The sequence below is a fragment of the Nostoc sp. CENA543 genome (genome assembly GCF_002896875.1).
In the GTDB taxonomy this organism is placed as follows: Bacteria; Cyanobacteriota; Cyanobacteriia; order Cyanobacteriales; family Nostocaceae; genus Trichormus.
In genome coordinates this window covers 2,887,827-2,913,894 of sequence record NZ_CP023278.1, presented here as the reverse complement: position 1 = coordinate 2,913,894, position 26,068 = coordinate 2,887,827, and the positions used below count along the sequence as shown (strand labels likewise).

At 38.7% G+C, this 26,068-nt stretch carries 20 protein-coding genes; 11 read left to right on the top strand and 9 right to left on the bottom strand.

The genetic code is table 11. From position 1 onward, the window contains the following. Nucleotide 1: 1 nt before the first annotated feature. Entirely contained in the window at nt 2-865 is an 864-nt protein-coding gene (gene rsmI / locus CLI64_RS12000) for a 16S rRNA (cytidine(1402)-2'-O)-methyltransferase (RefSeq protein ID WP_103137444.1), read from the bottom strand. Nucleotides 866-982: 117 nt separating this feature from the next. On the opposite strand from rsmI, the gene CLI64_RS11995 reads away from it, so the two are divergent. The 4 genes from CLI64_RS11995 (at nt 983) to rpsU (ending at nt 3,537) form a co-directional block, all read left to right on the top strand. After that, on the top strand, nt 983-1,855 hold the full coding sequence (locus CLI64_RS11995; protein ID WP_103137443.1) for a sugar kinase: 873 nt from the start codon (nt 983-985) through the stop codon (nt 1,853-1,855). Then, a complete protein-coding gene (locus CLI64_RS11990) occupies nt 1,852-2,724 on the top strand; it encodes a 3'(2'),5'-bisphosphate nucleotidase CysQ (RefSeq protein ID WP_103137442.1) in 873 nt (290 codons plus the stop codon). Before CLI64_RS11995 ends, CLI64_RS11990 begins: the two co-directional genes overlap by 4 nt. A gap of 189 nt (nt 2,725-2,913) precedes the next feature. After that, entirely contained in the window at nt 2,914-3,222 is a 309-nt protein-coding gene (locus CLI64_RS11985; RefSeq protein ID WP_103137441.1) for an RNA-binding protein, read from the top strand. 120 nt (nt 3,223-3,342) lie between these two features. After that, complete coding sequence (gene rpsU / locus CLI64_RS11980; protein WP_103137440.1) at nt 3,343-3,537, top strand: 30S ribosomal protein S21; 195 nt, start codon at nt 3,343-3,345, stop codon at nt 3,535-3,537. Nucleotides 3,538-3,780: 243 nt separating this feature from the next. Here the strand turns inward: rpsU and CLI64_RS11975 are convergent, their stop codons facing one another. Together CLI64_RS11975 and CLI64_RS11970 are read right to left on the bottom strand one after the other, a co-directional pair. Continuing rightward, complete coding sequence (locus CLI64_RS11975; RefSeq protein ID WP_103137439.1) at nt 3,781-4,746, bottom strand: PrsW family glutamic-type intramembrane protease; 966 nt, start codon at nt 4,744-4,746, stop codon at nt 3,781-3,783. Next, a complete protein-coding gene (locus tag CLI64_RS11970; RefSeq protein WP_103137438.1) occupies nt 4,736-5,659 on the bottom strand; it encodes a class I SAM-dependent methyltransferase in 924 nt (307 codons plus the stop codon). The genes CLI64_RS11975 and CLI64_RS11970 overlap by 11 nt, the downstream gene beginning before the upstream one ends. A 437-nt stretch (nt 5,660-6,096) precedes the next feature. Here CLI64_RS11970 and CLI64_RS11965 point away from each other — a divergent pair, with 437 nt between their 5' ends. The 3 genes from CLI64_RS11965 to CLI64_RS11955 all read left to right on the top strand — a co-directional run bounded on the left by CLI64_RS11965 (nt 6,097) and on the right by CLI64_RS11955 (nt 8,538). After that, entirely contained in the window at nt 6,097-6,444 is a 348-nt protein-coding gene (locus tag CLI64_RS11965; protein ID WP_103137437.1) for a hypothetical protein, read from the top strand. Between the two features lie 91 nt (nt 6,445-6,535). Then, nucleotides 6,536-8,047, top strand: a complete 1,512-nt coding sequence (locus CLI64_RS11960) for an AAA family ATPase (protein ID WP_103137436.1) — start codon at nt 6,536-6,538, stop codon at nt 8,045-8,047. 140 nt (nt 8,048-8,187) lie between these two features. Next, nucleotides 8,188-8,538: a DUF1257 domain-containing protein gene (locus tag CLI64_RS11955; protein ID WP_015136553.1), complete on the top strand. Its 351-nt coding sequence runs from the start codon at nt 8,188-8,190 to the stop codon at nt 8,536-8,538. A gap of 86 nt (nt 8,539-8,624) precedes the next feature. Here CLI64_RS11955 and CLI64_RS11950 read toward each other — a convergent pair whose 3' ends face one another. The 5 genes from CLI64_RS11950 to CLI64_RS31935 form a co-directional block, all read right to left on the bottom strand. Then, nucleotides 8,625-9,425 (bottom strand): GIY-YIG nuclease family protein, encoded by an 801-nt coding sequence (locus CLI64_RS11950; protein ID WP_157943261.1) that lies wholly within the window; start codon nt 9,423-9,425, stop codon nt 8,625-8,627. Nucleotides 9,426-9,565: 140 nt separating this feature from the next. Beyond that, nucleotides 9,566-10,213 carry a Uma2 family endonuclease gene (locus tag CLI64_RS11945; protein ID WP_103137434.1) on the bottom strand — a complete coding sequence of 216 codons (648 nt, stop codon included), beginning with the start codon at nt 10,211-10,213 and terminating at the stop codon, nt 9,566-9,568. A 161-nt stretch (nt 10,214-10,374) separates the two neighbouring features. Continuing rightward, complete coding sequence (locus CLI64_RS11940; protein ID WP_192881709.1) at nt 10,375-12,915, bottom strand: DEAD/DEAH box helicase family protein; 2,541 nt, start codon at nt 12,913-12,915, stop codon at nt 10,375-10,377. 384 nt (nt 12,916-13,299) lie between these two features. Continuing rightward, nucleotides 13,300-15,180 carry an ABC transporter ATP-binding protein gene (locus CLI64_RS11935; protein ID WP_103137432.1) on the bottom strand — a complete coding sequence of 627 codons (1,881 nt, stop codon included), beginning with the start codon at nt 15,178-15,180 and terminating at the stop codon, nt 13,300-13,302. A gap of 21 nt (nt 15,181-15,201) precedes the next feature. After that, a complete protein-coding gene (locus CLI64_RS31935) occupies nt 15,202-15,336 on the bottom strand; it encodes a hypothetical protein (protein ID WP_264082500.1) in 135 nt (44 codons plus the stop codon). A 251-nt stretch (nt 15,337-15,587) separates the two neighbouring features. Between CLI64_RS31935 and CLI64_RS11930 the strand changes: the two genes are divergently transcribed. Continuing rightward, a complete protein-coding gene (locus tag CLI64_RS11930; RefSeq protein ID WP_103137431.1) occupies nt 15,588-16,988 on the top strand; it encodes a hypothetical protein in 1,401 nt (466 codons plus the stop codon). Nucleotides 16,989-17,082: 94 nt separating this feature from the next. On the opposite strand, the gene CLI64_RS11925 is transcribed toward CLI64_RS11930, so the two are convergent. After that, on the bottom strand, nt 17,083-17,691 hold the full coding sequence (locus CLI64_RS11925) for a site-2 protease family protein (RefSeq protein ID WP_103137430.1): 609 nt from the start codon (nt 17,689-17,691) through the stop codon (nt 17,083-17,085). 532 nt (nt 17,692-18,223) lie between these two features. Between CLI64_RS11925 and CLI64_RS11920 the strand changes: the two genes are divergently transcribed. From CLI64_RS11920 to CLI64_RS11910, 3 genes are all read left to right on the top strand, one after another. Further along, complete coding sequence (locus tag CLI64_RS11920; RefSeq protein WP_103137429.1) at nt 18,224-18,478, top strand: DUF4212 domain-containing protein; 255 nt, start codon at nt 18,224-18,226, stop codon at nt 18,476-18,478. 9 nt (nt 18,479-18,487) lie between these two features. Continuing rightward, a complete protein-coding gene (locus tag CLI64_RS11915) occupies nt 18,488-20,167 on the top strand; it encodes a sodium:solute symporter family protein (protein ID WP_103137428.1) in 1,680 nt (559 codons plus the stop codon). A gap of 202 nt (nt 20,168-20,369) precedes the next feature. Further along, nucleotides 20,370-26,009 carry an ATP-binding sensor histidine kinase gene (locus CLI64_RS11910; RefSeq protein WP_103137427.1) on the top strand — a complete coding sequence of 1,880 codons (5,640 nt, stop codon included), beginning with the start codon at nt 20,370-20,372 and terminating at the stop codon, nt 26,007-26,009. Nucleotides 26,010-26,068: the final 59 nt, after the last annotated feature.

Sequence of the window (26,068 nt, the reverse complement as noted above, 5' to 3'; positions counted from 1 at the left end):
CCTATCCCTCATTCCCCTTAATATTAATCCCTAGCGCAATTTGATAAACTTGACTGCGATTCAGGGAAGTATATTTAGTCAATTGTCGGCTAGCTTGCGATCGCGATATGCCTTGACGAATTAATTGTTCTAGTTCCGCTTTGAGTTGTGTTTCTGTCAGTAGGGTTTGACTAGGGGGATTTCCTGCTACTACTAGAGTGTATTCCCCTTGGGGTTCTTTTTGTTGATAATGGGCGATCGCTTCCTCAAGACTTCCTCGCCAAAATTCTTCATACAACTTAGTTAACTCCCTCGCCAGTACAATTTGGCGATCGCTTCCCCAAATCTCTGCTAAGTCTTGTAAAGTATCTCGCAATCGGTGCGGCGATTCGTAGAAAATTATAGTGCGAGATTCTGTTTGCAAAGTCTCCAAATGTTCCCGCCGTTGCTGACTTTTCGCAGGTAAAAACCCCTCAAACACAAACTTATCTGTAGGTAATCCCGCCGCACTCAACGCTGTAATCGCTGCACTCGCTCCAGGAATAGGCACTACGGGGATTTTCGCTGCAACGCAAGCCTTCACCAACTCATACCCAGGATCAGAAATTCCTGGCATACCCGCATCACTGACTAAAGCGATCGCTTTACCATTTTGTAAATGCTCTAATAATTCTGGGATGCGACTACTGCGATTATGTTCGTGGTAACTTGTCTGGGGTGTTTTCACCTGTAAATGTTGTAAGAGTTTCCCCGTGTGGCGCGTATCCTCAGCCGCAATCAAATCCACATTCTGCAAAATCCGCACCGCCCGCAAGGTAATATCTTCTAAGTTACCGATGGGTGTACCAACTATATATAGTGTTCCTGGTTTGGGATCTGTCTGCATTGACAATTCAAAATTCAAAATTCAAAATTCAAAATTAAAGAAAGAAAGCCTGGAACTGGGGTTATCAGTTATCAGCCACTTGATCGCTTTTCCCTGTTCCCTCATGACTATTGACTAATGACTACTAACGCCTTATTTGTAGGTTTAATCACCTTAGACTTAATTTACTTAGCCGAATCTGCTCCTCAAAATAATCAAAAGTTAGTGGCATCTGACTACACTGTAGCAGCAGGTGGCCCAGCTACCAACGCGGCTGTAACTTTTAGTTATTTAGGTAATCAAGCTACATTTTTAGGTGTCTTGGGTTCGCACCCGATGACACAATTAATTCGGGGAGATTTCAGCAAATATCATGTAGCGATCGCTGATCTTGCACCTAGCATTAATACAGCACCACCTGTATCCTCAATTATTGTCACCCAATCTACAGGCGAACGAGCAGTAATTTCTATCAACGCCGTGAAAACTCCGGCTGATGTTGCCTCAATACCACCACATATCCTAAATAATATAGATATTGTCCTCATCGATGGACATCAAATGCAAGTGGGATATGCGATCGCTAAAATGGCTGAATCTCTCAATATCCCCGTAGTTATAGACGGTGGTAGTTGGAAAGCCGGCTTTGAGCAAGTCTTACCATTAACAGATTACGCCATTTGCTCGGCTAACTTTCATCCCCCCAATTGTCACTCCGAAGCAGAGGTTTTCGCCTATCTCCAAGCTTTGGGAATTCCCTACATCGCCATTACCCACGGAGAACAACCAATTACCTACACCAGTCATCATCAATTTGGGCAGATCACTGTACCTGCCATCCAGCCAATTGATACACTAGGGGCTGGAGATATTTTTCACGGTGCTTTTTGCCACTATATTTTACAAGCTGATTTTACTCAGGCTCTCAACCAAGCAGCAAACATTGCAGCCGCAGCTTGTCAACATTTTGGTACGCGTCGCTGGATGGAGTTAAGGAGTGAGAATACATGAAGGACTTACAAGAAATACTAGCGATCGCTCGTGCCGTTGGTTGGGGTGCAGCAGAAATATTACAATCCTACTATCACGGCACTGCCACAGACTCTAACCTCAATATCCAATATCAACAAAACGAACCTGTCACCGTTGCAGATGTCACTGTCAGTCAATATATTCTGCAAAAGCTACAAGCTGCTTTAGGTAACGCAGATTTTGCTTACGTTAGTGAAGAAACCTATAAATCTCCACTTAATCAACACCATACACATGATTGGGTATGGATTATTGATCCTCTAGATGGTACCCGTGACTTTATCGACAAAACCGGAGATTATGCAGTTCACATCGCCCTAGTGCAAGCACACAGACCAGTTGTATCTGTGGTAGTTTTACCAGAAAAAGGGAAACTATACTATGCCACTAAAGGCGGCGGTACATTCGTCGAAACCCGCGATGGTATTCTTCCCATTAACCTGCTAGCTAGTCCCAACACCAAGCCTATTGAAGATTTAACCCTCGTTGTGAGTCGTTCTCATCGCCACCCCACCTTAGAATATTTATTGCATAACCTACCCCTACACCATCAAAAAGCTGTGGGTAGTGTCGGCTGTAAAATCGCCACCATTCTAGAACAACAAGCAGACATTTACATTTCTCTGTCTGGGAAATCAGCCCCCAAAGATTGGGACATAGCCGCACCAGAACTGATTTTGACAGAAGCCGGTGGACAGTTTACTCATTTCAATGGAAATCTGCTACAATACAATACTGGCGATGTCAATCAATGGGGTGGATTGCTCGCAAGTAATACCCAGTATCACAATACCCTGTGTCAAGCAGCAGCAGAAATATTAGAGCAGCTAGCAAACACCTCCCATTAGGAAAACTTTCCTGGTGATGCACTGCCCTTAAATTTTCATTTATATTACCCAGTTGTTACAGCGAATCCTCTATCGCTGTGTTATGCTTGTGAATATCAGAATTATCTTCGGTTGAGTAACTCCTTTTGATTTATAAAAAGCGTCTCTCCGAATTTAACTCTCTACACTTGTTCAATTCGGAGACATTGTATGTCAATTTATATCGGTAACTTGTCCTATCAAGTTACAGAGGAAGACTTGAAGCTTGCCTTTGCAGAATATGGCAAGGTTAATCGCGTTCAGCTACCAACTGATCGTGAAACAGGTCGTCCTCGCGGGTTTGCCTTTGTCGAAATGGCAACAGAGGCTGAAGAAAGTGCTGCCATTGAAGCCCTTGATGGTGCTGAATGGATGGGGCGCGATCTGAAAGTTAACAAAGCTAAACCCCGTGAAGAAAGAAGCCCTCGCGGTGGCGGCGGCGGTTGGGGTAATAACAATCGCGGTGGTCGCCGCTACTAAAGATTTTTTCACAAAATTAACTTTAGAGTCTCCAGCAGATAAAGCCAAAGGCTCGACCTGCTGGAATATTTTTTTTGTCTCCAGTCTTCAACTATTCATCCACATAAAGGAGGAATGAGAATGACACAAGTAGTTTTAGGGGAGAACGAAGGCATTGATTCAGCATTACGGAGATTTAAACGGGAAGTTTCCAAAGCGGGAATTTTCCAAGACATGAGAAAGAAACGTCACTTCGAGACACCGTTAGAAAAAGAAAAGCGGAAAGCAGTTGCTAGACATAAGCAAAATCATCGAAACCGTTCTCGCTACAGGTAAGCTGCATATCTTTATAGACAAGCATCTATTAGCAAAATAGTCGCATCAGCTTCAAGTAACCTTACATTAAGAACCTCACTTTCTTTTAGAATGTGGGGTTCTTATAGTATTTTGGATTTTGCGGAAAGTTCTGTAGGCGGGTTTCCCGCCGTAGGAAACTTTTCAAGACGGATTTTGGATTGAAAACCTATATTCTTAGCCTATTCCCAAATATTGAAACAATACTACCTATCCAATTCAGTATCACATTCGATTTCCATGTCGTAAATACCAATAAATTAACCAAGCTAAAATCCCAAAAAATGAATTCAGTAAAAATCTACTGAATATAAACCACAAAATATCAGAATATAAAAGTTGTGCTGGACTTAAAGGACTGAGAACTCTTACTAACAAAAATAGCCCCAAAATGGCATTTCCACCCAACATCATCGCCAAAAACAATAATCCTCTTTGCCAGTAACGATGTTGGCATGTACGCCCAGATATTAATATGATGGGTGGTTGATTTTGAACTTGGCGTAGTAGCTGTTCCATACGCCAAAACATCCACAACAGCAACGGAAATAAACCATAACTAAGCAACTGTAAAGCAGAAGCATAACGTCCAGCAATAGAAAAAATATTGACTAAAGCATGAAAAAATAGAGAATTAATCCAAGCCAAAACAAATAAATGTTTATAACGGTTTATCTGCACAGTTGCTGACAAATATCTTCCTAAAGCATATCCCCAAGGCGCAGAGAACATTGCATGGACTGGTGTACCGATGCTGCGCTCAAAAATCGTGGCTGTACCATGATATAAATAAATCCAATTTTCTTCGGCGGTAAATCCTAAAGCAACCGCAATGGTAAAGAAGAAAATACTAAGCGATCGCAGTTGATACCGACGCTGTAAATATAATGTGGGGATGATAACTGCAATTAATTTACACCCTTCCTCAATGGGAGCGATCGCAATCAACTGTCTGACGGTAGCACCAAAAATTCCACGCTGAATTTGTCGCCAATGCAACCATTTGTGAGCAACAGTTTCAAAACCTAATTGTAAACCCAAAGCTAAAAAACCCGATACTGCCCCAACCACAAATAACAACAACACAAGTTGCACGGGTGGGGCAATGCTAACGCGGTAATAGTAATAACCTAAAAATAGCAGTGGTGGTATAACTGCCCACAGCAGTAAAACAAAATCACTAGCAGCCACTCACTTGAGCAATAATGGTGCGATGAAGAGGAGTATTACTAGTAATAGTGGGTTTTTGGAAACCTGCTGTTACTAAAGCTTGCTCAATATCTAACCTAAAATATTCGTCCAAATACGGCTCTGTACTTTTGAGCAACGTTAAAATATAAGGCGGCATTTTTTTATAGATTTCCGATTGTGGATTCATATCCATAATCCCAATGTAACCTCCAGGACGCAATACACGCCGCGCCTCAGCTAAAATTTGCCGAGTTGCTGACTGGGGTAATTCATGACAGACAAGACAAATTGAGACTAAATCAAAACTAGCATCTGGTAAGCCCGTAGATTCAGCTGGAGCATGAACCCAGTTAATCTTAGCTTGACGCTGTTGAGCGCGATAGTTAGCAACCGCTAAGAAATAGGGGGACAAATCTAAGCCTGTGACTTTGGCTTGGGGATAAAGTGCTTGTAGAGCAAATGAACTTAAACCCACACTACATCCCATGTCCAGAATAGTTTGTGGAGCGTGAGGAATTTGAGGTTTGAGAATATCATGGTAACTTTGGCGTAATTTGGCATCGCCTTGCACCTCAGTACCCTGCCAAATTTTAGCGTGAACCGCGTAAGCTGCTGGTTCTACTTCAAAAGCCGCTTGCCAACTCAAATTACCTGTTTCGTAAGCGTGAAATGAATTCAGATAATAGTCTGGATAAGCAACCTGGGGATTTTGCACTTGAGCTAAATCCTGTGTCCAATCACGCGCCTGGAGAGTTTTAACTTCATTTGTCCAAGGTACGCCAATTTTTTCAGCCCGTTTAATCATCATTTGGCGTGCTTGATGTTTAGCAAGACTAGCTAAAGGCTTAATTGCTAGTATGCCATTCACCAAGCGAGAAGCTAGGCCAGGAGCAGTGTTTACAGCAGCAGTCATAATTTAGTTTGCATGGAATAGCCTTTTTTAAAATACAGCAGAATATGGGATGTGGGGTATGGGGCATAGGGAATTGGGCATGGGGAATTGGTATTACACGCCTGTGTCCTTATAGCCTTCACATTTATAAGTATAAAAAATTTGAAACCAGCATAGGGTTTTTACGTGGAAATTAGAGATTATTTTGTCTATTGTAGAAACTGTAAGCTTCTATTTAAAAGTATTTTAGAGATAAGTTTGTCATTTTTTGCTGCTGTGGGTTAATTTATCGGTTAGTAGTTTATATAACTTCATTGCGTAACAATCTTGGTAACAAACAAACTGCAATTGTAAACAAAAGTAACAAAACTGCTGTCAAAATGGTTTACTGGCTTGACAACAAAGAAGCTAGTCGATAACGTTATATACATACCCGGGTAAGGCCACTAAAGAGTGATATGCAAACTAAGCAAAAGGTTACGTTGTATTTGTCGCCAGAACTGCACAAAAAGCTGAAGATTCGATCAGCCATCGATTCTGAGCATATGTCAGACCTTGCTGAACGTGCAATTTTTTTCTACCTGACGAATTCAGAAATAGTAGAAGAAGTTGAAGCATCAGCTTATGGTAGGACTCATAAAGTTTACTCATGTCCTACGTGTGAAAGTTCATTGGTGCTAAGAGACGGGGAATTAGTTAACTTAGGTAATCAACCAGGCGTAATAGGCCAAGATCATCCTTCCCTAGATGAAATGGTTGAAGCAGAAACCCATCCCAAGGGTGAGGAAGAATTAGTCCCCTGCTAGGTAGGAATTAAATAGGTAATTCTTATTTTTCGGTTGTTGTAACCAACAAAACGATGTCTTTACTGTACTAGGGTCTCAAGTAGGTCGATTTATGAAAGAAGAGCTCAATATTCTCATTCAAGCTCAATACCCACTAATCTACCTTGTGACCTCCGAGGAAGAGAGGGCAGAGCAAGCAATTTCCACAATCGCCCAAGTGTTAAGACCCCAACGCCGTGTGTTTGTGTGGACAGTAACTCATGGCATCGTGGAGTATGGTCAACCCCGGAGTGTAAGTCAACACAACACCGTTTCTCCAGAGGCGGCGATCGACTGGATCATCCGGCAAAAAGAACCTGGTATATTTATTCTTAAAGATTTACATCCATTTATTGATGCTCCCGCGACCACAAGGTCATTACGTGATGCGATCGCTAGCTTTAAGGGTATGCAAAAGAACATCATTTTGATGTCTCCCATGCAGCAAGTACCCATTGAACTGGAAAAGGAAGTAGTTGTTTTAGACTTCCAACTCCCCGATATGTCTGAGTTAAATAAAGTATTAACTCAACATCTCGATCAGTATCGGGGGCGGCGGTTGACCACAGAAGCGCGGGAAAAACTCCTCAGAGCCGCTCTAGGTTTAACCAAAGACGAATCTGAGAAAGTGTATCGTAAAGCGCAAGTCACCACAGGGCGGTTGACTGAAGAAGAAGTAGATATAGTTCTATCGGAGAAAAAGCAACTTATCCGGCGCAATGGCATCCTCGAATACATCGAAGAAGATGAAACCATTGATGCAGTAGGTGGCTTAGAAGAACTGAAAAAATGGCTCAAACAACGCTCTAACGCCTTTACAGAAAGAGCCAGAGAGTATGGACTGCCCCAACCCAAAGGGATGTTAATTCTAGGTGTTCCTGGTTGTGGTAAGTCACTGATAGCAAAAACAACGTCCCGGCTGTGGGGTTTACCACTATTGCGTTTAGATATGGGTCGAGTTTACGACGGCTCGATGGTGGGACGAAGTGAAGCTAATCTGCGTAACGCCCTCAAAACAGCAGAATCGATTTCCCCAGCAATTTTGTTTATCGATGAGTTAGATAAATCCTTTGCGGGAAGTGCTGGTTCTGGTGATTCCGATGGGGGTACATCAAGTAGGATATTTGGGTCTTTCCTCACCTGGATGCAAGAGAAGAAATCTCCAGTATTCGTCATGGCGACAGCCAACCGCGTAGAACGCCTACCTGGGGAATTCTTGAGGAAAGGTCGTTTTGATGAAATTTTCTTTGTGGATCTGCCCACACCCGAAGAAAGATGTGATATCTTCAAGATCCACCTCAATAAACGCCGTGAAGACATCACCCGCTTCGATTTAGAACAACTAGCCAAGATGTCTGATGGCTTCTCCGGGGCAGAAATTGAACAAGCACTAATTGCGGCAATGTATGAAGCCTTTGCCCAAGACCGCGAGTTCACCCAATTAGATATTATTGCGGCACTTAAAGCCACCTTGCCACTGTCTCGCACGATGCAAGAACAGGTCACAGCCTTAAGAGACTGGGCAAGACAGCGCGCTAGACCAGCCGCATCCTCCGTTGCTGAATATCAGCGAATGGAGTTTTAAAAGCTTTCCCTTGCTAACCCAGGGGGAAAGGCTAGCCAAACCCGCTAGCAGTTACGAAAACAGCCGCACCCTAATCATCGCGGCTTCCCGAAAAAAACCGTTGTCCTAATTTCTCAATCTTCTCATTGGAGGAAACCCAAATGTCTCACTTTAGCACTCTTCGCACCAAGATCACCGATGCCGAAATCCTCAAAGCTTCCTTGCGCGACCTGGGTATCAGCGTAAAAACAGAAGCTGATGTACGCGGTTATAACGGTCAGCGCGTTCGTTCCGACATCGTTGCAGTATTGGAAGGCGAATATGACTTAGGTTGGTCTCGCAATAGCGATGGTTCTTTTGACCTCATCGCTGACCTGTGGGGTGTTGCTAAGAAGCACAACCAAACCGAGTTAATCAACTCCATCAACCAAAAATACGCTGTTAACAAAACCTTAGCAGAAGTAAAACAGCGCGGTTTGCAAAACGCAAATGTGAAATTAGTATTGCAATAACAATTTCTCTGCGCGTTCCCAAAGCTGCACGGGTTAACCAAGTTATAGCGGTTAGCCCGCTTTTTTTATGTCTACACAGGCAATTTTTAGGCAGGTGTAAGTAGTTGGAAGTCACCTAGACGTAACAACTCACTGACAAAGGGAGAACGTTCACAATTGGTAAATCCTAACTTTAAATAGCTGCTTTTAAATTCATTAAATCCTGGTCTACTGTTCAGAATCATATAAGGGTTGAAAAATATTTTGGAATTTCCTCCATACACAACATAGTCGTAACCAAAGCAATCGGACTCCTCATATCCATAAGGAATAAAGCGACTGATCAGAAGATAAATCCTGTCCTTTTTGTATGGTAATAGTTCAGAAAGGTGAGGATAACCTGCTATTTCATAATCTTTGTAAGCCCCAGATGCTATTAAGAAAATAGGACGCTGTTCTTCAATAGCTCTGCTAATTAGAGGTAATCTACTAGAGTTAATTGTCAGTTCATCTCCATCTCGTGCCTCAAAATGTGTACAGTAGCCTGCTTCTCTAGCTTTATGAATTTGAATATAAGTTGGGCCATGTACTGTTGTAAATTTTGCTTGATTTGCTACAGGTGTGTTGTTGATAGGCGGTTTGTAGTGATCAATAGCTTGCTTCTCTAACTTCATGAGAGTCTTAGTTAAGTCTGAAATTGTAGCTAAAAAATCCTCTGTTAAAACACGATAGCGTATCACAGCATTTTCCATTACCTCAAACTGTCCTTGGCGGTGATGGTTTATATGACGACTTTTCAAATTACGTGAAAGACCGACGTACATAACTGGAGATAAGCTATTACCTATATAGTAAATGCCTGGTTTTGCTGGTAGTTCTTTACGTTGAATATAGGGTAAAACTGGCATTGTCTTATAATTGAGATTCAACTTCATAATCTCTATTTTTACCTAGCAATTAAATTTGACTACTAGGTTAGTCTGCCCATAATTTAACGTGAGTTCGACAGCACTAAAAAAACGAGAGTTCGACGAATTTAAAACATTATTTACACCAAGCCAGCTTGAAAAATTTGGGTTGGGGTGAGGTTCAATTCAGGAAAGGTTTGGGAGATAATGCGTAGACGCTCTGCGGCTTGTCGCCAGACATCGCTATCTTGAAACTTACTGATTTGGTATTCTCCATCCACTAAATTACAGATAGAGATGGTTGCTTGTTTGGGGTTGCCAATAAAATTGCGTCCACCCAAGGCAGCATAGTCTACAATCCAATATTCAGAGATACCCATTTCCTCATAGTCAGCATATTTTAAGTAGTAATCGTCCCGCCAGTTAGTTGAGACAACTTCAATTATCAAAGGTATTGTTGTACCTAAACTCACGATGGATTCTTTTTTCCATAATGTTTCATTGACCAAATTTGCCTGATTTAGCACCAACACATCAGGAAAATAACCAGAATCTTTTTCCAGAGGTCTAACTATAGCTTGGTTGGGGATCATATAGGGGAGGTTTAAGCGGTCAAATTCAACCGTGACTTTTCTAGCTATAAAACCCTTGACTTCCTCATGTTCCCCTATTGGTTGTGCCATCTCAACAATGCTTCCATTATGTAATTCGTAGCGTACCGCAGTATTTTCGGGTAGCCAATTGACAAATTCCTCAAATGTTACTGGCTTGTGTATGGCTTGAGTCATAGCTGATGGAGAGTGACTGCTTTGAACATATTATCTCTAATTTAGGTGGCTGGGGACAGCTTCTCCAGAGAGGTGAGACTATTTACCCACTAGGTTAGTTTGTCCAGAATATAAGGTTCAGATTTACATACTTTTAAGTTTCTTCAGGAGTAGAAATAAGTTTACGTTTTATAAGTTGTATTAACACTAATGTTGAAAGCACTACCGCCAAGTTTCTTTTGAATGAAATTGAGGAGTTCGGCTCGATGTTTACGCAACCATTCAGGATTATTGCCTGGATATAATTCTATACTGTAAGTGTAAGTAAGTACATGCCAACTTACTTTATAAACTGCTTTGCAATGGTAGAAAATATTAACTAATCTTGTAATAATTCTTGTAGCACTCTGACCTGTATATGGTCGTGATAAATCAAGTTTTTTGGGACTGCTTAATTTGGTTTGTTTACACAAAAAACTAATTTCATGATTGCCCTTAACTCTATTGCAAATATTACACAATGTCTGTGAGTTTTCTATAGTTGTTTTGCCCCCCATAGAAAACGGTTTAATATGGTCGATTTGTAATTTATCCCATTTGTTTGTTCCACAACATAGGCAAACATAGCCGTCTCTTTTCTTAACTTCTGCTTTTTCTGCTTCAGTTAATTCTCTATCCTCGTTCTTTTCTTGATCAGGATTAATCTCAACTGGACTAATTTTATCTACCACACTTCGGTGAGAATAAATGATGTTTATAATTGCTGCATCAACGGCTGTTTCAAATCGACGCAAGTTTTTGTAGAAAGTCTTCCATAGTGTGCCAGGTTTCGAAAATTCTCCCTTTAAATATTCATGTTTTTGATAAGGTAAAAAATTCATAACTTTTTCTGCCATTTTATCTAAGTCATAATTTTCTCTTTCTTCAAATGAATGATATGGGGGTAAAGATTCATTTTGAGCGATATGGCGTACAATCTTCATTAAATCAGACTGAAGCTTTTGTCCAATATCGTCAGATTTACGGTCAAAGTATTTATCAAGCCATTGTTCAACTTGAGGCTGCATCCATTGTTCATCAAGATATTCTTTAGACCATTCACCAAGCAAATCTGTTGAACGAATAAATGTCATAAAAGTACCAAGTTTGTCTTTGGTGTGTTCATATACCATGACAAACTCAGTAAATGATTCCATTGAGTCAGACTGATTTTCAGAGTCGGCATATTCAATTTCAGTTTTATACCATCCAATTGGACAGATTTTATTGTATTCTATTAAATATTCTCCACCACTTTCAATTGATTTCGATAATTCTTCTACTAAACAAATTGATATGTATTCTAGGGGGTAATTTTCTCTAACTTCAGCTTCTTCAATGACCTTCATTTCGCCATTTTTTGGATCAACCCAATCAATTAAACGTTTCCAATCATCGAAAAATAACACAACATTCGCTTCACTACTGCCTCCTACTTTTTTGCCTCGCAATGCTCTGCCAATCATTTGAGTCATGAGTATAGAGCTTGTTGTTTGACGAGTGATAAATACAGTCTGAACATTAGGAACATCAGCACCTTCTGTTAACATTCTCACATTGATTAAAACGTCTATTTTTCCATCTTTAAATGCAGTTAAAATTCTTTTATTATCATCCTGATTACGTTTATTTCGTGCTTCGGCTGAACCAGGATCAGCATCTATATGTGAATAAATTGCATCGGCTCGAATACCTTGTTCAATCATCTTATCTTTTATGTAAACGCATTGAAACCAACGGTCAGCAAAAATAATAGTTTTGCCATAATTTTTCTTATTTTTTATATAAGTATCTACTATAAAATTGTTTCTATCTCGATCAGATGCAAGTTGTTCAATAATGTATTCTGGCAGGTCTTTATGCTGCTTAACTAATCGGTTATATAAACTATCATCTACTTCCCATTCTTTACCAGTTGATACTTCAATATAATGAGGTTGAGCTAAAATTCCTTGTGATATTAAACTTTCTTTATTGCCTTCGTAAATAATTTTATTTTCAAAAATTTTCCACAGCCAACCCTTTATGGCATTATCATTATGAGTTGGCGTAGCTGTTAAACCAAGAAGATTTAAGTTTGGGCATAATAATCGTAGCCCTAAAGCAGAATCTTTTTCACCAATTAATAAGTTTCTGCAACCATAAGCTGGTGCATGGTGAGCTTCATCAACCACCACAAAAAGTCCTGATTTTCTACAAAAATCTATAAATTTTCTAAAAGCTGTCTCGAACTTTTTACCAGTTTTGTCTTCTGCTTCAGTATGTAAATTCTTGATAGCTGTTTGTATTGTCATGATGACAATATCATCAGTTAATTTTATCGATGCGGCCTTAGCATGAGATGGATTACTAGAAACGCATCGAATATTTAATGTTTTTTTAGATTCTGGAATCTCACTAGCACTTTTTTTGAAGGTCTCGAATGCTTGATCTAATAAGTAAAATGATGGAGCTAACCAAAGTATCTTAATATTTTTCGGAATTACATGCTCAGACAACCATCTAACAGCCGTAAATGTCTTACCTGCGCCTGTGGGTAGAACTAAAATTCCACTACCTGGTTTTTCACTGCCAAATTTAAAAGTTTTACTAAGGGCATTAAACGCCTCAATTTGGTGCTGGAAAGGTGTTTTGGAAGAAAAATTACCATCTCTTACTTGATCCAGATTGATAGATGCGTACATTATGGAATTCTCCTATTTAGGTATTTTCCCTAGTGGTACTAAATTTGACCACTAAGTTAGTTTGCCCATAAAGTATGAATCAATTTCTAATACTTTGAGATTTATTCGTTACCAAATTTGATTTAAATCCAAAACAAAACCAGGTAATAGAGATTAACCAAAAAGCGTCTGAGGGTTATCTAATATCTCAACTGGAATATTAGGACGAAAAATAAATAAAAACTTGGTGTTGTTTTCTATCAATTAACCGCGACCGCAATGATATCTTAATGTTTAATCATGCCTGACTACTTATATTCTTGCATCTTGTCTTGTAAAGTTCTTCAATTATCAGTTTCAGAACGCAGTTCAATCACAAACTTGGGACTAATTTTCGCAAATTTCTTAAGTTCCCAACATTTGCAAGTTGTGCAAAGTAGAATAAAGTCCGCCTGATTTTAATAGTTCCTCATGGCTACCTTGTTCAATTAGTTCGCCACGCTTCAACACAAAAATTCTGTCTACATTGCGAATTGTCGATAAACGGTGAGCAATAATAATTGCTGTGCGTCTTTTTAACAACTCATTTAATGCTTGTTGCACTAACGCCTCTGTCCCAACATCTAAACTAGCTGTCGCTTCATCTAAAACTAAGATTTGGGGGTTACGAATGGCAGCACGGGCGAAAGCTAATAGTTGCTTTTGTCCGCTAGAAAGATTTGTCCCTCGTTCTCGTAGTTGGGTGTTGTAACTGGCTGGTAATTGTTCAATAAATTCGGCAATATTTGTTTTTTCAGCCGCCGCTTGAATTTCTTCAAAGGTATAGTAATCACCCAAAGTAATATTACTTTTGACATCACCCGCAAACAGAAAACCCTCTTGTAAAATTACCGCCATATAACGCCGCAGTTCGGCTTGGGGTAACTCTCGAATGTCTACACCATCTACGAGAATGCGTCCTTGGGTGGGTTCGTACAGGCGACACAACAGCCGAATGATTGAACTTTTACCTGCACCTGTGGGGCCGACTAAGGCAATTTTTTCACCAGGACGAATGACAAAGTTTAAATCTCTAATGACATAATCATCATCTTTGTAGGCGAACCAAACGTGTTCAAACCGAATTTCTCCCAAGCTGGGTTGAGTGTCGGTGTCTTGAGATTCTAAATTAGCGATGATTTCATCGATGTAACCAAATTGAGCATCTAAAACAGATATACGAGGATTAATGCGATCGCTAATTTCTATCGGTTCATCTAAAATATCACTCACACGCTCCATTGCCGTAAATCCAGACTGAATTACGGTGAATTTCTCGGCAAAATCCCGCAGAGGATCAAACAATCGCTGGGCATATAAAATAAATGCAGATAATGTCCCGAAAGTCAAGTTATTTCCTAACAGTAACCAACCACCCAACCCCAAAACTCCGGCGATCGCAATTAGCCCAATCCATTCTAAAGTTGCAGAAACGGCGGAATCGTAAAAAATAGTCTCATCTACTAGTTGGTTATATCGTTGGTTAGTGGCACGGAATAAATTGGCATTGTATCTCTCTCGCCTAAACAACTGCACCACATTAATCCCCAGTACGTTTTCCTGTAACTGGGAATTCAACATTGACAGTTCTTCCCTGCTTTTATAATTGGCTTTGCGATATCGTCGCTGGAAGGAAATCGTTAACCAAGTAATGGGGATTAACATCACCAGTAACAAAAAAGCCAATTGCCACTGGATAGAAAACATTAAACCCACAATGACTAACATAGAAAACACATCGGCAACAATACCTATTGCCCCAGTGGAAAATACATCACCCAAGACTTCTACATCACTGGTGAGTCGAGTAACTAACTTACCTACGGGTGTACGGTCAAAAAACCGCACTGCTAAGGATGTAACGTGATGGAATAAATCTTGACGAATACCTGCGGTGATATTCTGCCCAATCTTCTGAAGTATGTAGCCTTGAACACCAGTGAGAATTAACCGCAGCACAATCATCGCCAGTAGTAAACCTTCAAGAATCTGTAATCCTTGAAGTAAAGGACGATTCCTCAAAAACTCGTAGGTGCTGGGTTCATTACGAATCAGAGACACAGCCTGTCCAATTAATAAAGGCTGTACGGCATTAGCTAAAGCTAGGGGCAATAGTAGCAAAATTGCCACGAATAGCAGTTTACTGGTACGGCGCGCGTAAGGTACTAGACGGAGAAATAATCGCCAGTCATTATTACGCCAACGATTTTGTCTGTAGGGTTTGGGGGATGGTTGGTAGATGCTCATAGTTGAGCATTATATTAATTTTTACAATTCTGCAAACACTTGTTTGAGGCTAACATTATAAGGTTTTGTGACGATACCTGAGAGAGAAACCGCAAGATTGAGATTCAGGCATTTTACCTTGGATAGATTTGATGCGATCGCCTGTCTCAAAAACATAGTCTCTGGTTAGGTAATTGAAAAGAGAGGACTGTGGATCAATTGAGATATTTATGATACAATTGTACTATAAAGCAATAAGCTTCCAGAAAAATCCATAGGAAAAAGCTAGCTTCAAAACCCGACTTCGTCCAAAAATCCCAGTTTTCCCTTCGCGCAGCCTCTCGTAGAGAAGGTAGGTGGAAATCCCACTTATGACTGAGTGGCTGTCTTTAACGCCAGAATTTTGAATTCATTCAAGAGGAAGCAGTATGAAAAATAATGTTCAGATTTCTCTGCTCAAAATTATTGAAATTCTCACAGCTAACAGCAAGCATATCATTATCAATCTCAAACATTTGCAAGAAAACTATCAAAGAACTGGGGTTAAAAAAATTTATGGTGTCCGAGATATCAACGGCAATCTCATACAACCTTGGTTGCGAACGGAATATATCGACAATTCCCCATATGTTCGTATGGGTAAGTTTGTGTTTAACCGCAATACTGCCACAATTAATCTGCTAGTAAAACGTCAAGTTAAGCTAGTAAAGTCTGATGATCAAACCCCGATTTTAGAAGTAGCAGGCTTGTTAGTTAATGACTTGCATACATTCAACAATTACACAATTGTGAGCAATGGTAAGATTAACGTACCATACTTAAAAATTAAAATTAGTAGCAAAAAGACTTTTGATTTAATCAAGGAAGTCTTAGATTCACAGGAATTTGATTGTCACCGAGAATATACTTTACAACTTGAGGTATTGCCTTTAGTCACCAACGATGTTAAATATCCCAACATTGATGGCTTGTTTGATGAATTAGCAAAAATCAAGGTGATTACTAGTATCATCAATGCTAATCTCAAAGGTGAATCAGATACATTTGTAGAATCACAAATAGATGAATTAAAAACTCACTATATTTCTCCTAACGTCTACCTCAATTTTCCTAAGTCTAACGAATGTCAAAATCATCAACAAGGGTTGTCTGATGGCAGTATTGCTGTGCAGGATATCTATCACATTGACATCGGCAGTCAAGATATTTTAAATCTCAGTAAATTTTATTCCGCCAACAAATTCCTCGATAAAATGTATCGGCTTTATGACAAGGAGACTGGTGAAATTTTCCTTAAACCCAACTGGTCAATGGCTTGGCAAGACAATATTGCTGTGAGATATAAATTTTTGTCATCCCGCGTCAAAATTACTAAAGTGGATGAATTCATGAAAGTAATTTTTGATGATTTTTTGGGAATCGAAAATTATGGCATAGTTGCGGCGATGCTAGCAAAAGTTGGTGCTAATAGTTTAGGAGAGTTGTTACAAGATAAATATTCTGGTCAGATTGTGAGCAAAGAAATGATGGTGACAGCCCTAACGGAAGCGAAAACCAAACTAGAACAATATGCAGAGAAGATGTATCAAGAGAAAATTTCTCCTCTAGTTTTTTATATTGGTGTTACTGGTATGCTCCCTGAAGAAATGTCTGCCCCTGCGATGACAGCTACGGAATTGGCTAGAAAATATCCCCATTTACAGTTTTCTAAATATGAAAAGACTGGTCAATTTTTTGTAGTGGGTGATAGTGTGATTAGCATCTATGTCCAACCCGCCTATTATTCTAGACAAACTGATGTCAGTGAGCAAGTTGTTGTTGAGAAGTAAATCTTTGAAAAAATTGGCATCATTGTTATTCAATAAATAAAACAAAAGGGTGCGTTACATATTCGGTAACGCACCCTTGTCAGAATATAAATAATTAAACTCCAATGGTTGCAGAAATCATTAACTCGGCAATCATGCTTAATCCCCTACCGACTCCAGGGACTGTAAATAAAAGCATCATAGCGAAGATACCAAAATTTGTATTTTGTAATGGTTTTAATTGAGGAAAAATTTCACTGAAAACATGAAAGCCATCTAGGGGGGGAACAGGTAATAGGTTAAATAAAAATAATGTCAAATTAATCCGACACGCTAAGTAAAGAAACTCAAAGCTGAAAATTCCTGGACTATCAGGGTTGGCAAACAGTTTGATTAAAATAATAAAGAAAATACCTAAAGCTAAATTGGACAAAGGGCCAGCCGCAGATACAATAATATTGCTCACTCTAGGAAAGCGAAATTTAGCGGGATTAACCGGCATTTGTCCCCAAGCTATCCCTGTAAAACAAAGAAAGATGAGGGATTCTACTCCCATATGAACTACAGGGTTAAGAGTGAGGTGTCCTTTTTGCTGTGGTGTATTATCTCCCTGACTGATGGCAGCCCAGCCGTGGGCTAATTCATGTAGGGTAATAGAGAATATGACAATGACAACTATGCGGAAAAAAAGAACTGGGTCTGTGATCAGTGTTTGAATAAACATGATTGTCCTGTAGTTTGATTTTCTGGAATGGGTGCATCATCAGTAACCCCTAGAGGATACGAGGGGTAATTCAGCTACAATTAAGTAAACAGTCGATATTAAGTAATTTCCAAATCTACAAGTAAGCGATCGCAGAATGGCTTATGCTTTCACTGCTGTCTCATACATAATTACTATATGTTTGGTGATGACCCACATATGCAAAGCTGTAAATATTATACAAATCTTAAGAAAAATAACACTGAAGTTAACAGAGTATTTTTTGGTATATTTTGATCTTTTTTCTCTGAAAAATAGATTTATCAAGAAGATCATTTTGTAGTTTTTTTGTGTATAACTACGCAATACACATGCTGATTATTATTAAATAATATACATAAAGAAATCAAAATCAAAAATATACAGACCTCCTTTGGGCAGTACATAAGGCAATTTATCGATAAAAATAAATAAATATAAATAAATATACAAACTTGTCAAGTAGAATCACGGCTTACTGGTAATATTCTGGATGCACTTACGCTAGACCAATATGAATGAACATCAGCGTCAATCCTACTGGCGTGCTAATACTGCTTTAATTCGCAATCTTTTAATAATTTGGGGATTGGTATCCCTAGTTTTTAGCATCTTGTTAGTTCAACCCTTGAACGGGTTGCGTTTTTTTGGCGTACCCTTCGGGTTTTGGATGGCACAGCAAGGATCAATCCTCGTGTTTGTTGGGTTGATTTTTATATATGCCTGGCAAATGGACAAATTAGACCGCAAGTATAATATCAAAAAGTAAGGAAAAACAGTGTCTGTAGAGCTTTGGACAATTTTAGTAGTTGGCCTGTCTTTTGTTGCATATATTTACATCGGTTGGCAATCACGAGTAAAAAATAGCAAAGACTTTTACGTAGCAGGTCAAGATATTCCTTCTATTGCCAATGGTGCAGCTACCGCCGCCGATTGGATGTCTGCGGCTTCGTTTATTTCGATGGCGGGGTTAATTTCGTTTTTGGGCTATGACGGTTCAATCTATTTAATGGGTTGGACTGGTGGTTATGTCTTATTGGCTTTATTACTCGCCCCGTATCTGCGGAAATTTGGTAAGTATACAGTGCCGGATTTTGTAGGCGATCGCTATTATTCCAATATTGCGCGTTTAGTGGCAGTAGTGGCGGCGATTTTCGTTTCTCTCACCTACGTGGCTGGACAAATGCGCGGCGTGGGAATTGTGTTTAGCCGTTTCTTGCAAGTCGACATCAACACTGGCGTAATTATCGGGATGGTAATTGTCGGCTTTTTTGCGGTGTTGGGTGGAATGAAAGGGATTACTTGGACACAAGTCGCCCAGTATGGTGTGTTGATTGTTGCATATTTAATTCCCGCGATCGCGATCGCTTGGATACTCACAGGTAATCCTATCCCCCAGCTAGCGTTTACCTTTAGTGATGTCGCCACTAAACTCAATCAAGTACAGCTTGATTTAGGGTTTAAAGAATATACTCAGCCGTTTGTGAACAAGTCCATGTTAGATGTACTGTTCACGACAATTGCGTTGATGGTAGGTACTGCCGGTTTACCCCATATTATTGTCAGATTTTACACAGTTCCCAGTGTACGGGCAGCCAGATTTTCTGCTGGTTGGGCATTATTATTCATTGCCATTTTGTATACTACAGCACCAGCCCTTTCCATGTTTGCCCGTTATAACTTAATTACTTCTCTGCATAATCAAACTGTTACGGAAGTGCAGCAGTTAGACTGGGCGCAAAAGTGGGAAAAAACTGGACTGTTAAAATTTGACGACAAAAATCAAGATGGACGTTATCAGTTAACTCCCAGCAAAGATACTAACGAAATTACCATTGACCGAGATATTATCGTTCTATCTACCCCAGAGGTAGCCAAACTTGCACCTTGGGTAATTGCTTTAGTAGCGGCTGGCGGGTTAGCGGCGGCGTTGTCTACAGCATCGGGTTTATTGCTAGTCATATCTAGTTCCGTTGCCCATGATATCTACTATCGCATCATAGATTCTTCCGCCTCGGAACAAAAACGGGTGTTTGTTGGGCGGATCATGGTGGGTTTATCCTTGGTGTTGGCTGGTTACTTTGGTGTCAACCCGCCGGGATTTGTCAGTGAAGTGGTAGCTTTTGCCTTTGGTTTAGCAGCTGCTAGCTTCTTCCCAGTGATAGTTTTAGGGATTTTCGATAAGCGTACCAATTCTCAAGGTGCGATCGCCGGAATGTTAACCGGGTTAATCTTCACCATCATCTACATTGTCAGTGTGAAGTTTGCAGGTGTGCAACCTTGGTTTTTTGGCGTATCTCCTGAAGGTATCGGTACTCTGGGAATGCTAATTAACTTAGTGGTGACGCTAGTAGTTTCTCGTCTCACCCCACCACCACCAGCCGATATTCAAGCAATGGTAGAAGATTTACGTTCTCCATCTCTAGAAACAGAATTAGAAACTGTAGTTAGGGAATAGGGAATAGGGAATGGGGAATGGGGAATGGGATAGGGTACTGGAGAAATTTGAGAACCAGATCAAAAGCGAAATTCAAGTGTACTAAATATCAAAATCGAATACTTTTCTAACACCCTCAGGGAGTAAATCTTCTTGCCATGATAATGGGGCGGATCAATTGGGAAATATAGATATTAGCAATCAATTTATAAAATTAACTCTAATGTCTATATTAACTGGTACAGAATATCCCATCGCTGGCTATCGCATCACTGAGCAAATTTACGTCAGCAGTAAAAGTCTAGTTTATCGCGCCATTAGAGAACAAGACCAAAAATCAGTCATCCTGAAGTTGATGCGCTCTGAATATCCTACCTTTAATGAAATTGCTCAGTTTCGGAATCAATATACCTTAACCAAAAATCTTCAGCTGACTGGGATTGTCAAACCTCTATCCCTAGAAAATTATCATAATAGCTATGTCTTAGTGATGGAAGACTTTCAGGGTATATCCTTGAAAGAATGGCAAAAAAAACAACAAAAGTCGCCAAAAAATCCAATTTCTCTAGATGAATTTTTTCATATTGCTATTGCCATTGCAACTATTCTCGATGGACTGCATTCTGAGCGCATTATTCACAAAGATATTAAACCAGCCAACATCCTCATCAATCCCACAACCAATGAAGTTAAACTGATCGATTTTAGTTTAGCTAGCATTTTACCAAGAGAAATTCAAGGTCTGAGCAATCCTAATGTTTTAGAAGGTACTTTAGCTTATATTTCCCCAGAACAAACAGGACGAATGAATCGAGGTATTGATTATCGTTCTGATTTTTACTCTTTAGGAATAACTTTCTTTGAATTATTGACAGGGTTGTTACCTTTCAACAGTAACGAACCAATGGAATTAGTTTATTGTCATATTGCAAAAGAAGCACCAAGAGTTAGCCAGATTAACTCCAGCATACCTGTGATTTTATCTGATATTGTCAATAAGCTAATGGCGAAAAATCCTGAAGACCGTTACCAAAGTTCCCAAGGATTAAAGCATGATTTAGAAATCTGCCAAAGCCAATGGCAAACTCATCAAGACATCACTCCATTTACACTAGGCAGCCGAGATATTTCTACACAATTTATTATTCCTGAAAAACTGTATGGTCGCCAAAAAGAAATAGAAATTTTACTGAATACTTTTGAAAAAGTAACAAGTGGTAAACATGAAATACTTTTAATATCCGGTTTTTCTGGTATTGGTAAAACAGCCCTAGTAAATGAAGTACATAAGCCAATAGTAGAGAGACGTAGTTATTTTATCAAGGGTAAATTTGAACAATTTCAACGTGATACACCTTTATCAGCATTAGTGCAGGCATTTAGACATTTAATTAATCAAATACTTTCAGAAAATGATGAACAAATTCAATCATGGAAAACTAAAATACTCAGCACATTAAACACCCAAGCTTACGTCATCACTGAGGTGATTCCTGAATTAGAGAAAATCATTGGCAAACAACCTCCTGTGGCTAAACTTCCGGGGACTGCTGATCAAAAACGCTTTAACATATTATTACAAAAATTTATTCATGTTTTTAGTAATAAAGAACATCCCCTAGTAATTTTTCTTGATGACTTGCAATGGGCAGATGCAGCATCATTAAACTTTATTCAAGTCTTGATGAGTCAGCAAACTGCTGATGATTTAAAAGTCATGACGGCGCAAGATAATCAGCCTGAGCATGGTTTATTACTAATTGGGGCATATAGAGAAAACGAAATATCAGCAACTCATCCTTTATATTTGACTATTCAAAAAATTAATGAAGCTCATGTCAATATCAATAATGTAAATTTGCTGCCTTTAACACAAGATGATTTAAATCAATTAGTTTTAGAAACGCTGCATTGCAGTAAAGAAGCAGCTACGCCTTTAACTCAAGTCCTATTTACTAAGACTAAAGGTAATCCATTTTTCATTAATAAATTTTTGAAATCTCTTTATGACCAAGGTTTAATTATTTTAAATACTAGTGCAGGTTGCTGGGAATATGAAATTAGCAAAATTCAAGAATTGACTCTTACTGATGATGTGGTAGAGTTCATGGCAGAGCAAATTCAAAAATTACCCGAAACAACTCAAGAAGTCTTAAAAATTGCTGCTTGTATTGGCAATGAATTTGATATACAAACTTTAGCGATCGCCTACAATAAATCTACATCAAAAACAGTATCCGATTTGTGGATAGCATTAATGGAAGGGTTGATCTTAGCTCAAGGTAGTTGCTATAATTTCCTGCTGAGTGAAAACTTTACTAATATAGATATTGATGATATTACAACCAGCGACCAAGAAAATAATAACTATCAGCCAACTCAATATAAATTCGTCCACGACCGCATACAGCAAGCTACTTACTCTCTCATTTCTGAAGCTGAACGCAAAAATCTACATTTAGAAATTGGTCTAATCCTACTCAGGAATAGTTCAATGTCAGCAACAGAAGAAAACATCTTTGCATTAGTTAACCAATTTAATATTGCAGTAGATTTAATTACCCATTCAGAACATCGTCATAAATTAGCCACTATGAATTTAACGGCTGGACGTAAAGCTTTAGCATCAACAGCTTACTCAGCCGCACTGAAATATCTCACCACTGGTCTGCAACTTTTACAGCCTGACTGCTGGGATACTCAATATGAACTGGCTTTAGCCTTACATGAAACCACCGCAGAAGCTAAATATTTGAGTGGCAATTTTGAGCAAATGGAAAAGCTCATAGAAACAGTTTTAGTGAAAGCTAAAACTCTAGTAGATCAACTCAAAGTGTATGAAATTACAATAGAATCCTACAAAGCACAAGGCCGTAGTTTTGATGCTATTAACACAGGACTTAAAGTCTTAAATCTATTAGGCATCCCTTTCCCAGAACAGCCACAACAGCAAGATATTGCCATAGAGTTACAAAAATTGCAGTTAGCTTTCGGAGATAAAAAAATTGAGGATTTTGTTGCATTACCCGAACTAGTAGATACAGATAAATTAGCAATTATGAGAATTTTCGGGAGGCTTTTACCAATTGCCTATGCTAGCAATCCCTTACTCTTTTCTCTGATAGCTCTCAAACAAGTTAATTTATCTTTCAGCTACGGCAATTGTGGTATATCATCGGTAGCTTATGTAGTTTATGCAGTTATTCGCTGGAATTTATTAGGTGATTTTCATTCCTGTTATCAACTAGGTCAGCTAGGACTAAATTTACTGGCTAAATTTAACCCTAGAGAATTAATGTCTATGGGAATTTTTGTTGTCAATAACTTCACAATACATTGGCAAGAGCATCTCCAACAAACATTAAATCCCTTTATTAATGCCTATTCAGTAGGTTTAGAAACAGGAGATTTAGAGCAAGCTGCCTACGCTTTATATATGCACTCTGAGCATTCTTTATTTCTAGGTAAACATCTTGTAGAACTAGAAAAACAAATGCGGAGCTATCATTTAAAAATTACACAATTAAATCAAGAAATTCCCCTACAATTACACGCAACTAATTGGCAGACAGTATTAAATCTATTGTGTTCGGAAGATCCCTGTAGTCTCAAAGATGAAGCTTATGATGAAGAAAGTATGTTACCTGTGATCAAACAGGCTGGTAATCAACTGGCTATTTTATATTTCCATGTAGAAAAATTATTTTTATGTTACTTATTTGCAGATTATACACAGGCTTGGGCAAATGCCACCTATGCAGAACAATATTTAGATACTGTCCCTGCTAAATTTGTAGTCACTATTTTCTATTTCTATAGCTCTTTATCGGCTTTAGCAATATATCCCGATAAAAATCCAGAAGAACAAGAGGAAATTTTAAAACTAGTAGCAGCAAATCAACAAAAAATGCAACAATGGGCAGACAATGCTCCTATGAATTTTTTACATAAATATTATTTAGTGGAAGCAGAGTTAAAGCGAATTAATAGACAGCATTTAGATGCGATAGAACTCTATGATCGTGCCATAGCTTTAGCACAGGAACATGAATATATTCATGAGTCAGCATTAGCTAATGAACTAGCGGCTAAATTTTATTTACAATGGGGTAAGCAAAAGTTTGCCCAATCTTATCTTATTGATGCTTACTATGGTTATTTGCGTTGGGGTGCAGCAACAAAACTGCGGCATTTACAAGCACAATACCCCGAAATTTTAGCTAGTTTTATCCAACAAGATACATTAATCCCAAAAAGCCACTTTTATTCAGACATCAATTTAGATAATTCTGCTGAAACTTCAACTTTGACAAGCAATGACACTGTCATTAGCTCCCACAGCACTAGCATTTCTGATATGCTGGATTTAGCGGCAGTTATTAAAGCTTATCAGACTATCTCTGGAGAAATTGAACTACAAGAACTGCTTTCTAAACTAATTGAGTTAGTCATGGAAAATGCAGGAGCATCCAAGTGTGTCTTGATTTTACATGACGAGAAAAACTCATCCTTAAATGTGACGGCTATTAGTCTTAATTCGACGTTTGCAGCTACTCACACGGAATTTCTATCTACACCCTTAGAATCTAGCGAAGATATACCTATTACTATCATTAATTATGTCAAACGGACTCAAGAAATATTAGTAATTGATGATACTTCTCATCACACTTCCTTGACTACAGATATTTATATTACTAATAAAAAACCTAAGAGCATTCTCTGTATTCCGATGGTGAATCAAAGTAAATTGCTGGGAATTGTATATTTAGAAAATAATCTCATTACATCTGCATTTACACGCGATCGCCTGGAAGTAATTAAACTGCTGATTACTCAAGCAGGAATTTCCTTAGAGAATGCGATGCTATATAAAAACCTAGCAGAAGCTAAAGAAAGTTTAGAGGAATATAATCACAATTTAGAAGCAAAAGTTGCAGCTAGAACTACAGAACTACACAATAAAAATCAGAGTTTACAAGCAGCTCTGCAACAGTTAAAGTTGACCCAATCTCAATTAATTCAAAGTGAAAAAATGTCCTCATTAGGGCAAATGGTAGCTGGAATTGCTCACGAAATTAATAATCCTATCAATTTCATTCATGCTAACCTTATACATACAACTGAGTACATTGAAAACTTACTAGACTTAATTAACATATATAAACAAGAGTATCCTGAAGACTCACCTAACATTTTAGAAAAGTGCGAAGAAATTGATTTAGATTTTATAGGTGAAGATTTACCAAGAATCCTCAATTCGATGAAGGTGGGAAGTCTGCGAATCCGAGATATTGTGTTAAGTTTACGGAATTTCTCTCGCTTAGATGAAGCAGACATGAAACCAGTTGATATTCATGAAGGTATTGATAATACATTATTGATTTTACAACATAGGATCTATAAAAATAGCAGTGAAAATCAACAAAATAGTGAACAAATAGAACCAAAAATTTTAATTATTAAAGAGTATGGAAAATTACCTCTGGTTACTTGTTATGCTAGTCAAATCAATCAAGTATTCTTAAACATCTTGACTAACGCCGTTGACGCTATAGAAAACTCAAAATCCCAAAATGCAGAATTATTAACTAAGCCTCAAATTTGCATTAGAACTGAGTTGACAAAATCTCAGATAGTCAGAATTAGCATTAGTGATAATGGTTGTGGAATCCCAGAAACAATACAAGCAAAAATATTTGATCCCTTTTTTACCACTAAACCAATCGGTAGCGGTACAGGTTTAGGTCTATCTGTGAGTTATCAAATAGTTGTAGAAAAACATAAGGGTAAACTAATCTGTAATTCTACTCCTGGAGAGGGAACGGAATTTATTATAGATATACCTCTTCAACAATTTTAATCTATAGTTTTAATAAAATACCCGACTTCATAAAGAAGTCGGGTATTTTATTAAAACAG